This is a genomic window from Cellulomonas sp. Marseille-Q8402, assembly GCF_965119525.1.
This window is the reverse complement of sequence record NZ_CBCPLX010000001.1, coordinates 2,175,050-2,188,383: the sequence shown is the minus strand read 5'-3', so window position 1 is coordinate 2,188,383 and position 13,334 is coordinate 2,175,050. Positions and strand designations below refer to the sequence as shown.

The following is a 13,334-nucleotide window of genomic DNA, read 5'->3' as shown; positions in this document are numbered from 1 at the left end:
GACCAATTCCCGGCCGGATAGTGCGCTGACCTGCGGATACGCGAGTGAGCCAGGCCTTCCTTTCTAGACGCCGGCGACATTCGCCACCTACCGTCGACCGGGACAGCACAGGTACGCCCCCACGACATCCCGGAGGTCTTCGATGAGCACCCTCATGGAGCAGCCCCCCGTCTCCGAGTGCTCGGTGGACGGCTGCTCGTACAACCACGAGCACGCGTGCAGCGCGGCCGCCATCACGGTCGGCGGCACCGGCGACGCGCAGTGCTTCACGTTCATCCCGCTGAGCGTCAAGGGCGGCCTGGACCGCGTCGTCTCGCACGTCGGCGCCTGCCAGCGCACCGACTGCACGCACAACGAGCACCTCACCTGCGGCGCCGACGCGGTGCGGATCGGCGCCGGCCACGACCTGGCCGACTGCCTGACCTTCGCCCCGGCCTGACGGACGGCGCCGCGGCGCGCAGAGCCCCCCACGTCTCCGGCGCGCCCGGCCCGTCACCCCCGCCGACCCTCGTGCCCCTCGCCGGGCCCGGGGGTCGCGGCATGCCGGGCGGTCAGTCCTCGCGCTCGATCGCGGCCGCGATCGCCGCGGCCACCGGGACCTGGCCCTCGGACAGCTCCAGCGTCAGCCCGGCCGTCCGCGGCTCGTCGAGCAGGGCCAGCAGCACCGCGGCGACGTCGTCGCGCGGCACCTGGCCCCGCGGGATCTCCGGGCCGAGGCGGACGTGGCCGGTGCCGGCGTCGTCCGTGAGCCCGCCGGGCCGCAGGACGGTCCAGTCGAGGTCCCGGCCGCGCAGGTCCTCCTCGGCGGCGGTCTTCGCCCGCAGGTAGGCGGCGAACACCTCGTCGGTGCCCTCCGGCGGCTCGGCGCCCGCCCCCACCGAGGACACCAGCAGGTACCGGCGGACACCCGCCTGGGTGGCCCCGTCGGCCAGCAGGGCCGCCGCGCCGCGGTCCACGCTGTCCTTGCGCCCGGCCCCGCTGCCCGGTCCGGCGCCCGCGGCGAACACGACCGCGTCGGCGTCGGCGAGCTGCGCCGCGAGCGTCCCGGCGTCGGTGGACTCGAGGTCGAGCAGCACGGCGGTGGCGCCGTCGGCCTCGACGTCGGCGACGTGCGCCGGGTTCCGCACGATCGCGAGCGGGGTGTCGCCCCGGCCCGCCAGCAGACGGCTGAGTCGGCGGGCGATCTGTCCGTGGCCTCCGGCGATGGCGATGCGCATCCCTCCACCGTAGGAGCGCCCCGGCACCGGCGCACCCGGGGCGTGGTCGGCCCGGTGCGGGGGGCGCCGGCTCCGGGGCGACGGGGGGGCAGGGTGGTCGTCGCCCCGGGAGCCGGCCGCGCCACCCGCCGCCCAGGGGGGTCGGCCGACGGGTGACGCCGCCCGGCCGCCGCGCGTGACAAGGGAGCACGCGCCGGGGCGACCGGGCACCTCCGACGCTAGGGTCCCGGAGCGCCGTCGTGCACACGGATGAGTAGCGGGAAGCGCTCGCTGAGGGGTGGACCGCCCCGATCTGAGGGGCGCGCGGTGGACCACTCAGGCGCGCGCTGCGGAGCACTCAGGCGCGGTGCACCCGCTCAGGCGCTGTCGGCCACCGGGTCCGTGGCGTCGTCCGCGTCGGCGCCCGCAGCGGACCCGCCGAGCGGGCGCAGCGCACCGAGCCGCGCCCGCAGGCTCTGGACGTCGTCCTGCCCGCCGGTCCCGGGCACCAGGGACAGCGCGGTGAACGTCTCCGCCGTCGGCAGCAGGTCGCGCGCGAGGTCGCGGAGCGCCTCGGCGACCTCGGCCAGGTCGGCCGCGTGCTCCGCGTCGAGGTCGGGGGAGTCGCCCTGCAGGCCGACGTAGAGGACGAAGCCCGCGCGGGCGGGCTCGCCGCCCGCGGACGGCGCCGGTGCCACCGCGCGGACGGGTGCTGCGGCGCGGACGGGCCGGGCGGGGGTGCGGGGACGTGCCACGGGGATCTCCGGGAGGTGCGCAGGGACCGCGCGACGGCGGTCGGGTGTGGTCGGGGAGGACGGCGGTGCGTCAGGACCAACAGCGCGTTCGATGCGCTCCTCCGCGTACGCCGACGGACGCCTGGACGGCGTCGGTCGTGCGCTGGCGGAGGAGGCTCACCCGGTGATCGTGTCAGGCGGGGCGGCGGGTGTCCACGGTCTTTCCGTGCCCGTCCGCCGGGGTCTCAGCGGTCGAGACCGGATGTCGTGCGGGTCAGACGACGCCGTACAGCCGGTCGCCCGCGTCGCCGAGGCCCGGGATGATGTACGCGTTCTCGTCCAGGTGGTCGTCGACCGCGGCCACGACGACGGTGACGTCCATGCGGTCGCCGACGGCCTCCTCGACGACCTTGAGGCCCTCGGGCGCCGCGAGCAGGCACACCGCGGTGACGTCGCGGGCCCCGCGGGCGAACAGGTAGTCGATCGCCGCGACCAGGGTGCCGCCGGTGGCGAGCATCGGGTCGATGAGGAAGCACTGGCGGCCGGTGAGGTCCTCGGGCAGCCGGTTGGCGTAGGTGATCGCCTCGAGCGTGGTCTCGTCCCGCTGCATGCCCAGGAACCCGACCTCGGCGGTCGGCATCAGGCGGGTCATGCCGTCGAGCATGCCGAGGCCCGCGCGCAGGATCGGCACCACGAGGGGCAGCGGCTCAGCGATCTTCACGCCGGTGGTCGTCGCGACCGGCGTCTCGACCTCGACCGGCTCGGTGCGGACGTCGCGGGTGGCCTCGTACGCGAGGAGGGTCACCAGCTCGTCGACGAGCTTGCGGAACGTGGGGGACGAGGTCTCCTTGTTCCGGAGCACCGACAGCTTGTGGGCGACGAGCGGGTGGTCGGCGACGTGCAGGCGCATGGCCCCCAACCTACCGTGCGCCGACCGGGACCGACGTCCCGGCTCCCCCGGGCGTCGGGCGGCCACGATGGACCCAGCGTGCGGCGACGGCGCGGATCCCCTGCTGTGCCGTCGCCGGCGCAACCACGCGCGGACCGCCGCACCGCCCGCGCCGCACGAGCGGCCGCGCCTGCGCGAGGATGGCCGCATGTTCGCGCGCCCTGACGACCTGACCGCCATGGGGCTCGCCCTGACCGAGGCCGCCGCCTGCGCCGCGACCGGTGACGTCCCGGTCGGCGCGGTGGTGCTGGGCCCGGACGGCGCCGTCGTCGGCGCGGGACGCAACCGGCGCGAGGCGGACGGGGACCCGACCGGTCACGCGGAGGTGCTCGCGCTCCGCGCGGCGTCGGCGGCGCTGGGCCGGTGGCGGCTGGACGACTGCACGCTCGTGGTGACGCTGGAGCCGTGCCTGATGTGCGCGGGCGCGACGGTGCTGGCGCGGGTGCCGCGGCTGGTGCTGGGCGCGTGGGACCCGAAGGCGGGCGCCTGCGGGTCGCAGTGGGACGTCGTCCGCGACTCCCGGCTGAACCACCGGGTCGAGGTCGTCGGCGGGGTGCGCGAGGAGGAGTGCGGCGCGGTGCTGCGCGCGTTCTTCGCCCAGCACCGCGCCTGAGTCGCGCGGCGTCAGCCGCCGGTGACGTTGTCGTAGGCGCGCATGGCGGCGGTCTGCGCGTCGGCGAGGGCCTCCTCGGCGGTCTTGTCGCCGAGCAGCGTCGCGGTGATGGCGTTGTTCAGCTCGTTCTGGATGTCCTGGCCGGCGGGGGACGACCCGAACGTCCTCCCCGCGTCGACCACGTCGTAGAACGTGGAGATCACCTGGTCGAAGCCGGCGTCGCCGGTCTCGGTGACGAACTCGTCGCGGACGGCCTGGTCGGCGTCGGGGGAGCCGGTGAACAGGCCCGTGTTGATCCCGCCCTCGGAGGCGATGGTGTCGGCGCGCGCCTGCCCGGCGGCGAGCCACGCGTCCTGCGAGGTGAGCTCGAGCATCCAGGCGCACGCGGCGTCGGGGTTCTCGGCGCCCGCGGGGATGACGAACGCCTGGCCCGAGGCGACGGAGAACGGCTGGCCGTCCTGGTCGAGGAACGGCACGGCCTCGACGTCGACCTGGTCGGCGTACGGGCTCAGCACGTTGGGGTACCACTGGGCGACGACCTGCGCGCCGACCTGGTCCGTCACGAACTGGTTGGCGTCGCCGAACGTGTCGAAGGAGTCGGTGAACGACTTCACCTCGGCGAACCCGCCCTGCGCGTCGGTGATCTGCTTGAGCAGCTCCAGCCCGGCCACGTTCGACGGGTCGTCCAGGGTCGGCACACCCTCGGCATCGATGAGCTGCCCGCCCTGGCCCAGCACCCACAGGCCGCCCTGGCCCGTCGCGACCGGGTCGAACCCGAGCGTCGTCGGCACCCCGCCGGACTCCGCGTACATCGCCCCGATCGCGGCGACCAGCGTGTCGGGCTGCGACGTGTCGATCTGGTCGGCGGTGACGCCCGCGGCGTCCATCACCCGCTTGTTCAGCAGGATCGCCACGGGCTGGAAGAACTGCGGGACGCCCCAGACGCCGTCCTCGTACCGGACGTCGTCGACCACCGAGGGGTAGAACCGGTCGTCGGGGTCGACGTCGTGCGCGGAGTAGCAGGCGTCGAGCGGCAGGATCAGGTCCTGGGCCGCGTACGTCGTGACGTACCGCCGGTCCATCTGCACGACGTCGGGGACGTCGCCGGACGCCAGGCGGGTGGTGAACTTCTGGGCGTCGAACGCGGTGGCGTCCAGCTCGACGTCGACGTCGGGCAGCTGCTCCTCCGCGAAGTCCAGGCGGGACTGGCCGACGTCGTCGGCGTTCTCGAACCCCCAGGCGCTCAGCGCCCCGGAGGCGCTGTCCGTGAACTCCACGGACTCGCCGCCCGACCCGTCGTCCCCGCCCGAGCTGCAGGCGGCCAGGGCGAGCGCGGTGATCGGCAGCAGGGCGACCGCGGCCCGACGCGACTTCCTCATCGTCGTTTCCTTCCGTGGTGGGTGGGACCGGCGGCGCGGGCTCACCCGCGTCGTCCGGTCGTGGCGACGCCCTCGATGAAGTAGCGCTGCCCGAAGGCGAACAGCGCGAGCATCGGCAGGGTCACGAGCAGGGAGGCGACCATCACGTACTGGTAGTCGCCCTGGCCCCCGGCGGTGGGGCTGTACTTGGTCATCGCGTAGGCGATGCCGAGCGGCGCGGTGAAGTCCTCGGGGCTGCCGGCGTTGAGGTAGATCAGCGCGGCCTGCAGGTTGTTCCAGGACGCCTGGAACTCGAAGAGCAGCACGATGATGAACGAGGGCAGCGACAGCGGGAACACGATCCGCCAGTACGTCACCCACTGGTTCGCGCCGTCGATCCGGGCGGCCTCGGACAGCTCGCGCGGCAGGCCCAGGTAGAACTGCCGCTGCAGGAAGATGTAGAACGCCGAGCCGAACAGGTTGGCGCCGAACAGCGGGATCCAGGTGCCGAGGGCCCCGAGCTCCTTCCAGATCAGGTAGATCGGGATCATCGTGACCGCGCCCGGCAGCATCATCGTGGCCAGCACGAGGCCGAACAGGAACCCGCGTCCGGGGAACCGGAAGTGCGCGAACCCCCACGCCACCAGCGAGCTCGACACCGCCACCGAGACCGACGCCAGCACCGCGATGCCGATGCTGTTGAGCATCCAGCTGTCCAGCGGCAGCTCCTCCCACACCCGGACGTAGTTGTCCCAGTGGAAGGTGCTCGGCCACAGCGAGTTGTCGAAGACCTGACCGCGGTCCTTCAGGCTCGCGGCCAGCAGCCAGGCGAACGGGTACAGGAACACCACGGTCATGACGAGCAGCAGGGCGATCACGACCGTGCGCCGCACCCGACGTGTGGTGCGGGGACGCCGGTCCGGCGGTGCCCCGGTGGGCGTGCCGGGCCGCGGCGGGTCGGGCAGGCCGGGGACCTGGCGGACGGCGGGCGTGCCGGTGGTGCCGGTGGTGGCCATCAGTCCCGGACCCCCTCGTAGTAGACGAAGCGGTTGCCGAACTTCATCTGGACGGCCGTGATGATCATGATGATCACGAACAGCAGCCACGCCATCGCGGCGGCGAACCCGAAGTTGAACTGCCGGAACGCCTGCTGGAACAGGTAGATCGCGTAGAACAGCGACGCCTCGGGGGAGGAGTTCGACTGGTCGCGCCAGAACAGCAGGTACGCCTGGTCGAACACCTGGAACGCGGCGATCGACAGCACGATGACGTTGAAGAAGATGGCGCTCGAGATCATCGGCAGCGTGATGCTGCGGAACCGCTGCCAGACCCCGGCGCCGTCCAGCTCGGCGACCTCGTAGAGCTCGCGCGGGACGTTCTTCAACGCGGCCAGGAAGATCACCATCGTGCCGCTGACGCCCCAGAGCGTCATCAGCACGATCGACGGCTTGATCCACGACGGGTCGACCAGCCACTGCGGGCCCTCGATGCCGAAGATCCGCAGGAACTGGTTCACCGCGCCGGTGTTCCCGTTGAGCAGCAGGAAGAACACCGCCGCCGTCGCCACCGCGGGCGTCATCTTGGGCAGGTAGTAGATCGTGCGGAACGCCCCGGCGCCGCGGCCGGCCTGGTTCAGCAGCGAGGCCAGGCCCAGCGCCACGAGGATCTCGAGCGGCACGGCGAGCACCGCGTAGAACAGCGTGTTGCCCAGCGCGGTGGCCACGCGCGGGTCCTCGAACAGCTGCGCGTAGTTCTCGAGCCCGACGGGCCGCGCCGTGTTGGTCGCCAGGTTGTACCGGCTGAACGAGATGACCAGCGAGTAGATCATCGCGCCGGCCGTGAAGACGAGGAACCCGATGATCCACGGCGAGATGAAGAGGTAGCCGGTCAGCGCCTCGCGGCGGTTGTACGGCACCTTCGCGGGGCGGCGACGCCGTCCGGCCGGCGCGACCACCGGCTGCGACGCCCCGGATCGCAGCTCCGTCGCCATCGCAGGCCTCCCTCTCGACCGGGGTGCCCGGCCGGCCGGCACCGCCCGACCGAGCCGCACGGCTGCGTGGCGACGGTGCCACGCACGGGGCGCAGGGGAACGCTGACGGCCGCGAGCATCACGGGTGGATCCGCGCGCTGCTGCACGGTGTCTCTCGAGCGCACTGTGGCACGAAGTGGTCGTGCGCACGACCTGAACGGTTCAGGGCCTGAACCGTGCTTCTCAGAGCCGTTCCGCGAGCTCCGTCAGCGTCTCCGTCGTCCCCGCGTCCAGGGTCAGCGTCGCGAGCGGGTCGCCCCGCGTGGCGCCGCGGTTGAGGATCACGACCGGCTTCTCCGCCGCCGCCGCGTGCCGCACGAACCGCAGCCCCGACTGCACCGTGAGCGACGAGCCGGCGACCAGCAGCGCGTCCGCCTCGTCCACCAGGGCGTACGCCGCGGTGACCCGCTCCAGCGGCACCGTCTCCCCGAAGTAGACGATGTCGGGCTTGAGCATCCCGCCGCAGGGACCGTCGCCGCCGTCCGGGTCGGGCTGCCAGCAGTCGGCGACCACGAAGTGCGAGGTCTGCTCGATCACCGCGTCGGCGTCCGGCGCGATCTCGATGTCGCCCACGGCGCCGACCGACTCCGCGAAGCCTGGGTTCAGGGCCTCCAGCCGCTCCGCCAGCTGCGTGCGGGTCACGACCCGGTGGCACCGCAGGCACACGACCCGGTCGTACCGCCCGTGCAGGTCGATGACGCGCCGCGAGCCGGCCTGCTCGTGCAGCAGGTCGACGTTCTGCGTGATCAGCCCCAGCACCACGCCGTGCGCCTCCATCGACGCCAGCGCCCGGTGCCCGGCGTTCGGGTGCGTGCGGTGCACGTGCTGCCAGCCGACGTGGTTGCGCGCCCAGTAGTGCTGCCGGAACGCCGCGTCGCCGACGAACTGCTGGTAGGTCATCGGGTTCCGCGGCGGCGAGTCCGGGCTGCGGTAGTCGGGGATGCCCGAGTCGGTCGACAGGCCGGCGCCGGTCAGCACCGTCAGGCGGCTCCCGCGCAGCAGCCGGACGGCGTCGTCGACCGTCCCCGGGTTCGGTCGGACGGCGTCGTGGGCGGGCACGGGGAGGCGCGGGGGTGTCACCTGGACACCGTACGACTCCCGATGCGGGAGTTCCGCCTGGCATCCGGTACTGTTCTGGCCCGAGGTAGCGTGTCCGAGCGGCCTAAGGAGCACGCCTCGAAAGCGTGTGTGGGTGAAAGTCCACCGTGGGTTCAAATCCCACCGCTACCGCTCGTACGAAGCCCCCGCCGGGTGTCCTGGCGGGGGCTTCGTCGTCGGTCGGCGGGTCACCAGTCCGGTCCCGCGTCCAGCAGGGCCTCGGCCACCCGCGCGACGTCGGGGTTCGCCGCGGCAGCGGGCCGCTGCACCAGGAACACCGTGTTGCCGGGGGGCTCCGGCGGCTCGTGCAGCAGCACCAGGTCGCCCGTGCCCAGCTCCGTCCGGCACAGGTACCGGGGCAGCACGCTCCACCCCGCGCCCGCCGCGACCGCCGCGACGACGCCGCGCAGGTCCGGCATCGTCACCGCCGCCTCCGCGGTCAGGCGCCGGCCGAGCGCCGCCCGCCAGTACCGCCGCACGATCGGCAGGTCCGGCGCGTAGGCGACGAGCGGCACGTCCCGCAGCGCGACGTCGGGTCCGGCCTCGGCGACGCGGGGCGCGACGACCTCGGCCCACCGGCGCCCCGCGACCAGCACGTAGTCCTCGGCCGTGAGCTCCTGGGTGAGGACGGCGCGACCGCCCGGCCGCCGGGTGGCGATCACGAGGTCGTGCTGCCCGGCGCGCAGCCCGTCGAGCAGCTCCTCGGTGAGCCCGGTGACCACGCGGAGCCGCACGCCGTCGGCGACGAGCGGCGCGAGGGCCGGCAGCGCGCGGGTGCTCAGCAGCTCGGCGGGCCCGGCCAGGTGCACCGGTGGGTACGGGGCGGTGGGGCCGGGTTCGTCGCCGGCCGCGCGCGCGAGCTCGTCGAGGGGGCCGGCGACCCGGGCGGCGAGCTCGTGCGCGCGCGGCGTCGGCTCGACCCCGCGCGCCCGCCGGACGAACAGGCCGTGGCCGGTCTGCTGCTCGAGCGTGCGGACCTGAGCCGTGACGGCGGGTTGCGAGAGGCCGAGCTGGGCGGCCGCCGCGGTGAGCGTCCCGGCGCGGTAGACCGCCAGGAACGTGCGCAGCAGGTTGAGGTCGCCGGGCTGGTCCACCCGGTGAGCGTACCCGCTGGCGATCAGCACGCTGATGGCTGCCATCGCCGCACCTATTGGCGTGCTGATGGGCGGCGCGGCTAGCGTCGACGAGCCGCCGCGGACTCGCACGGCTCTGACCACGTCCTCCGAGGAGACCCCGTGTCGCACGTCCTGTTCGTCCTCACCGCCGCCGATCGCTGGACCCTGGCCGACGGCAGCAGCCACCGCACCGGGTACTGGGCCGACGAGGTCGCCGTGCCGTACGAGGCGTTCACCGCTGCCGGGCACCGCGTCACCGTCGCGACCCCGGGCGGCGCGGTCGCGCCCGTCGACGAGGGCAGCCTGTCGCCCGACGCCGCCGGCGGTGCGGAGGTGGCCGCCCACGTGCGGGCCGTGCTCGACGGGGCAGCCGAGCTCCGGACACCCGTCGCGATCGGGGACGTCGACCTCGCCGCGTTCGACGCCGTGTACGTCCCCGGCGGGCACGGCCCGATGCAGGACCTCGCCGCGGACGCGGAGTCCGGTGCGCTGCTGGCCGCCGCGCTGCGGACGGGCACGCCGCTGGGCGTCGTCTGCCACGGCGCGGCCGCCCTGCTCCCGGCCGTCGACCCCGAGGGCGCGAACGCCTTCGCCGGGTACCGCATCACGGCGTTCACGAACGAGGAGGAGCACCTGGCCGGCCTCGCGCCGCGAGCGCCGTGGCTGCTGCAGGACCGGCTCGCCGCGGCCGGGATCGAGGTCGTCGCCGGGCCGCCGTTCGCGTCGCACGTGCAGACGGACCGGGGGCTCGTCACCGGGCAGAACCCCGCCTCGTCCGCGGCCGTCGCCGCGGAGCTGCTGCGGCGCCTCGGCTGAGGGTCGCGAGCGGAGACCGGTGGGCGACGCGCCTACTCGTCCGCCAGCTCGGCCTCCGCGACCGAGGCGGGCAGCGTGTCGGGCGCTCCCGGTGCCCGGCTGAACCGGGACGCGCCGGGCGGCCGCTCGAAGGCGCCGGGACCGACGACGGCGAAGTCGCCACCGGCGTCGTCCGCGGTCAGGTACAGCACGTAGTGGAAGCCCGGCTCGAGCGAGAGGGGGGCGTCGGCGTCGAGCCGTACCCGGACCGGGTCCTCGGCCGGCGCCGTCCCCGCGAGGGTCGTCGTCACCGAGACGTCGACCAGCGTGCCGTCGTCGGACCCGGTCCGCCCCTGGGCGACGCCGGACACGACCACGGAGGCGTCGTCGCGCAGCGCGGCGAGGGTGTCGTACTCCTGCCACGACGCCGGCGGCGGGCTGCTCGCGGACGAGCAGGCGCTGAGGACGAGCAGCACGCCGAGTGCGCTCCCGGGCGTGTGCCGAGCCATCGATCGTCCTCCAGCGGGTTCACAGGCGCCGTCGCCTCCGACATCCGCACGCCGGTCAGCGCACGTGGAGCCTTCGCGCGGCCCAGCGCACGACCCACCGTGCGCGTCTCCGCGGCGGCACCGTCAGCGCCAGCAGCGCCAGCTGGTCGATCGCCGGCAGGTCCGAGTGCGGCAGCGCGAACAGCAGGTGGTCGAGGTACCCCGACTCCACCCGGTCGGCCGGCCCGGACCGCCCGAGCCGCAGGGCTGCGTGCGTCGACAGGAACGGGCCGGCGAGCGGCGAGACCGTCGTGGTGGACCGCGAGTGCACCCGGTAGAGCAGGTCGGACGAGTCGACGCGGGGGATCGAGCCGATCATCCGGGCCACGTTGTACAGGAGCACGTAGTCGTCCAGGGCGCGGGGGTGCGGCGCGCAGCCGCCGGCGCTGATCGCGAGCGTGCGGTCGTAGAGCACCGCCGTGGTCACGGTGACCGGGCCCTGCCGCACGCGGTCCAGGTCCAGGTGCTCGACCGTGCCGGTACCCGGCGTCGTCCCGGCGTCCCAGAGCGAGCGCTCGTCGCCGTCGTCGATCCAGGAGGAGGCCCAGGTGTCCCGGCCGTCGGCCAGCGCGGTGAGAGCGTCGCGGTCGCTGCTGAGGGAGAACGCGCGCTCCGTGCTCGCCACAGCCGGGGAGCCGGTGTCCTGCGCGAGCCCCAGCAGGGTGGACGTGCGGCTGCGGTGCCACAGGTCGTCCTGGTCGACGAACCCGACCCAGCGCCCGCGCGCCTCGGCGAGCCCGCGGTTGCGGGCGACGGCCACACCCTGGTTCCGCTGCCGCAGCACGCGGTGCACGGCCGGGTGGGCCTCCGCGATGTCGGCGGAGTCGTCGGTGGAGCCGTCGTCGACGACCAGCACCTCGAGGTCCGGGTGGTCCTGGGCTCCCAGCGAGTCGAGGGTCGCGCTCAGGTGCGCCGCACCGTCGTACGTCGGCACGACCACCGTCACTGCGTCCGTCATCTGTGCCTCCGCGTCCTCGCGGGCGCACCCCGTGCGGCGGTGCGCCGGGCGTCCGCCCCGGTCATGCCTACCCCACGGCGGCAGCCACCGCTGGTAAACGGGACAATTCCGCCCAAATGGCCCTGCGGTGCGCTGGACACCAGTACCTGAAGGAGTGGGGACGCCGCTCGAGAGCCCGCGGCAGGCCGGTGCGCGCCGCTACGGTGACCGAGAGGGGGTGGCCATGAGCCGCAGGCTGGTCTGGTGCGTCGCGGCGGGCGGTGCGGTGGTGTCCGCGCTCGCCGCCGTGTGGCTCGCGCTCGGGGCTCTGCTCCGGCACGAGGGTGCGGCGTGGGTGACGGTGCTGCCTCAGGGGCAGGTGGCCGGGGACGGAGCGCTAGACGTGGTGCCGGCCGTCGCGCTGGCCCACGTCGTCGGGTTCGGCTCGCGCGGCGACGCGCTGCTCTCCCGTGCGGCGGTGTGGCTGCCGTTCGTGCTCGCGGCCGTGGTGCTCGCCGGCGTGGCGTGGCAGGTGGGGCGGCGACGGGGCCGGCTCGCCTGGACCGACGTCCTCGAGCCGCGCGGGTCCCAGGTGTGGCTGGCCGTGGCGCTCGCAGCCGCGGGCGTGCTGCCGGGTCTGGCCCGGACGCTCGCCGGGCGGGCGGTGCTGCGTGCCGCGGGCTCGCCGGACGGCTATGCCGCCCTGCCGGTCACGGTGGACTGGGGCTGGCTGGTTGCCGCCGGCCTCCTGCTGGTGGGTCGGGCGGCGGTGGCGCGGGTGCGGGCCGGTGCGCGGGAGGCGGCGCTCGCGGGCTGATGCCCTGCTGATCGCAGGGCGGACCCGGTGCGGTCCGCCGCCCCGACGTCTGAGGGGGTCCTGTCAGGGCCTGGAGCGGTTCCGGGGCGCCGGGTGATGCTCGTCGCGCCACCCGCTGTGGTCTACGCCCAGCCGCTCCCCGAAGGACCCGATGCACCCGACCGCGCCCGCCCCCGCCCCCGCCCCCGCCCCCGCGGCGACCACCCCCGGCGACCCCCGCCGGATGCCCTGGCTCGCTCGCGCTGAGCCTGCTCGCCGCGATGGGGTTCGTCCTCGTGTCCGCCGAGACGATGCCCGCGGGCCTGCTCCCGGTGATCGCCGACGGCATGGGCACCAGCGAGGGGACCGTCGGGCAGTTCATCAGCGTCTGGGCGCTGGGCACGGTCATCGTCACCGTCCCCGCCATCAACCTGACCCGCCGGTTCCGCCGCAAGCCGCTGGTCCTCGTGACCATCGCGTGCCTCGTCGTGGCGAACACGGTCACCGCGCTGTCGAGCGACGTCGCCGTGTCGCTGGCGTCCCGGTTCGTCGCCGGCGCCTTCACCGGGATCGTCTGGGGCGTGCTCGCCGCCTACGGCCGCCGCATCAGCCCGGCGGACCGCGGCGGGCTCGCTCTGTCGGTGGTGTCGATGGGTGCTCCCGTGGGGTTCGCGCTCGGCACTCCGCTGGGTACGTGGCTCGGGACGACGTCCGACTGGCGCTGGTCGTTCGGCGGCCTGTCGGTGCTCGCGCTGCTGATCCTCCTGCTGATCGCCCGCTTCGTCCCCGACGCGGCAGGTCAGCCCGCCGCGGCGCCCGGGCACCTGCCGCTCGGCCGCGTGTTCCTGATGCCCGGCGTGGCCGTCGTCTGCCTGGTGATCGTGGTGTGGATGCTCGCGCACAACACGATCTACACCTACATCGCGCCGTTCCTGCGGGCGACGGGCACCGGGCTCGGCCCCGACCTGGTCCTCCTGGTGTACGGCGTCGCCTCGGTCGTCGGCGTCGTCATCACGGCGGCGGTCATCGACCGGTACCCGCGCACGCTCCTGCACCTCAGCGTGGGGCTGTTCGTCGTCGCCGCCCTCGTCCTGCTGCTGTGGAGCAACGCGCCGGCGGCCGTCCTGGGCGCGACCGCGCTGTGGGGCGTCACGTTCGGCGGGTCC

At 74.4% G+C, this 13,334-nt stretch carries 14 protein-coding genes, 1 tRNA gene and 1 pseudogene; 6 read left to right on the top strand and 10 right to left on the bottom strand.

The annotated features are described in order from the left end of the window. Window positions 1-142: 142 nt before the first annotated feature. Entirely contained in the window at window positions 143-439 is a 297-nt protein-coding gene (locus ACWPWW_RS10085; protein ID WP_454050172.1) for a DUF1540 domain-containing protein, read from the top strand. A 112-nt stretch (window positions 440-551) separates the two neighbouring features. On the opposite strand, the gene ACWPWW_RS10080 is transcribed toward ACWPWW_RS10085, so the two are convergent. From ACWPWW_RS10080 to upp, 3 genes are all read right to left on the bottom strand, one after another. Beyond that, window positions 552-1,217: an NAD(P)H-binding protein gene (locus ACWPWW_RS10080; protein ID WP_454050171.1), complete on the bottom strand. Its 666-nt coding sequence runs from the start codon at window positions 1,215-1,217 to the stop codon at window positions 552-554. A 356-nt stretch (window positions 1,218-1,573) separates the two neighbouring features. Next, window positions 1,574-1,951: a hypothetical protein gene (locus ACWPWW_RS10075; RefSeq protein ID WP_454050170.1), complete on the bottom strand. Its 378-nt coding sequence runs from the start codon at window positions 1,949-1,951 to the stop codon at window positions 1,574-1,576. Between the two features lie 253 nt (window positions 1,952-2,204). Then, on the bottom strand, window positions 2,205-2,840 hold the full coding sequence (gene upp / locus ACWPWW_RS10070; protein WP_454050169.1) for a uracil phosphoribosyltransferase: 636 nt from the start codon (window positions 2,838-2,840) through the stop codon (window positions 2,205-2,207). Window positions 2,841-3,027: 187 nt separating this feature from the next. On the opposite strand from upp, the gene ACWPWW_RS10065 reads away from it, so the two are divergent. Next, window positions 3,028-3,492: a nucleoside deaminase gene (locus ACWPWW_RS10065; RefSeq protein WP_454050168.1), complete on the top strand. Its 465-nt coding sequence runs from the start codon at window positions 3,028-3,030 to the stop codon at window positions 3,490-3,492. An 11-nt stretch (window positions 3,493-3,503) separates the two neighbouring features. On the opposite strand, the gene ACWPWW_RS10060 is transcribed toward ACWPWW_RS10065, so the two are convergent. From ACWPWW_RS10060 to ACWPWW_RS10045, 4 genes are all read right to left on the bottom strand, one after another. Next, complete coding sequence (locus tag ACWPWW_RS10060) at window positions 3,504-4,871, bottom strand: ABC transporter substrate-binding protein (protein ID WP_454050167.1); 1,368 nt, start codon at window positions 4,869-4,871, stop codon at window positions 3,504-3,506. Window positions 4,872-4,912: 41 nt separating this feature from the next. Further along, on the bottom strand, window positions 4,913-5,866 hold the full coding sequence (locus tag ACWPWW_RS10055) for a carbohydrate ABC transporter permease (RefSeq protein WP_454050166.1): 954 nt from the start codon (window positions 5,864-5,866) through the stop codon (window positions 4,913-4,915). Next, window positions 5,866-6,840, bottom strand: a complete 975-nt coding sequence (locus tag ACWPWW_RS10050) for a carbohydrate ABC transporter permease (protein ID WP_454050165.1) — start codon at window positions 6,838-6,840, stop codon at window positions 5,866-5,868. The genes ACWPWW_RS10055 and ACWPWW_RS10050 overlap by 1 nt, the downstream gene beginning before the upstream one ends. A 222-nt stretch (window positions 6,841-7,062) precedes the next feature. After that, complete coding sequence (locus ACWPWW_RS10045; RefSeq protein ID WP_454050164.1) at window positions 7,063-7,959, bottom strand: Sir2 family NAD-dependent protein deacetylase; 897 nt, start codon at window positions 7,957-7,959, stop codon at window positions 7,063-7,065. Between the two features lie 63 nt (window positions 7,960-8,022). Between ACWPWW_RS10045 and ACWPWW_RS10040 the strand changes: the two genes are divergently transcribed. Then, window positions 8,023-8,109, top strand: a tRNA-Ser gene (locus ACWPWW_RS10040). A 56-nt stretch (window positions 8,110-8,165) separates the two neighbouring features. Here ACWPWW_RS10040 and ACWPWW_RS10035 read toward each other — a convergent pair. After that, window positions 8,166-9,116 (bottom strand): LysR family transcriptional regulator, encoded by a 951-nt coding sequence (locus tag ACWPWW_RS10035; RefSeq protein ID WP_454050163.1) that lies wholly within the window; start codon window positions 9,114-9,116, stop codon window positions 8,166-8,168. Between the two features lie 96 nt (window positions 9,117-9,212). Between ACWPWW_RS10035 and ACWPWW_RS10030 the strand changes: the two genes are divergently transcribed. Next, on the top strand, window positions 9,213-9,908 hold the full coding sequence (locus ACWPWW_RS10030; RefSeq protein ID WP_454050162.1) for a type 1 glutamine amidotransferase domain-containing protein: 696 nt from the start codon (window positions 9,213-9,215) through the stop codon (window positions 9,906-9,908). A gap of 32 nt (window positions 9,909-9,940) precedes the next feature. On the opposite strand, the gene ACWPWW_RS10025 is transcribed toward ACWPWW_RS10030, so the two are convergent. Together ACWPWW_RS10025 and ACWPWW_RS10020 are read right to left on the bottom strand one after the other, a co-directional pair. After that, on the bottom strand, window positions 9,941-10,396 hold the full coding sequence (locus tag ACWPWW_RS10025) for a hypothetical protein (RefSeq protein ID WP_454050161.1): 456 nt from the start codon (window positions 10,394-10,396) through the stop codon (window positions 9,941-9,943). A 55-nt stretch (window positions 10,397-10,451) separates the two neighbouring features. Then, on the bottom strand, window positions 10,452-11,393 hold the full coding sequence (locus tag ACWPWW_RS10020; RefSeq protein ID WP_454050160.1) for a glycosyltransferase family A protein: 942 nt from the start codon (window positions 11,391-11,393) through the stop codon (window positions 10,452-10,454). Window positions 11,394-11,616: 223 nt separating this feature from the next. On the opposite strand from ACWPWW_RS10020, the gene ACWPWW_RS10015 reads away from it, so the two are divergent. Further along, window positions 11,617-12,189 (top strand): hypothetical protein, encoded by a 573-nt coding sequence (locus ACWPWW_RS10015; protein ID WP_454050159.1) that lies wholly within the window; start codon window positions 11,617-11,619, stop codon window positions 12,187-12,189. A gap of 260 nt (window positions 12,190-12,449) precedes the next feature. Next, window positions 12,450-13,277 (top strand): annotated as a pseudogene (locus ACWPWW_RS10010) (MFS transporter); the annotation flags it as partial. Window positions 13,278-13,334 lie beyond the last annotated feature (57 nt).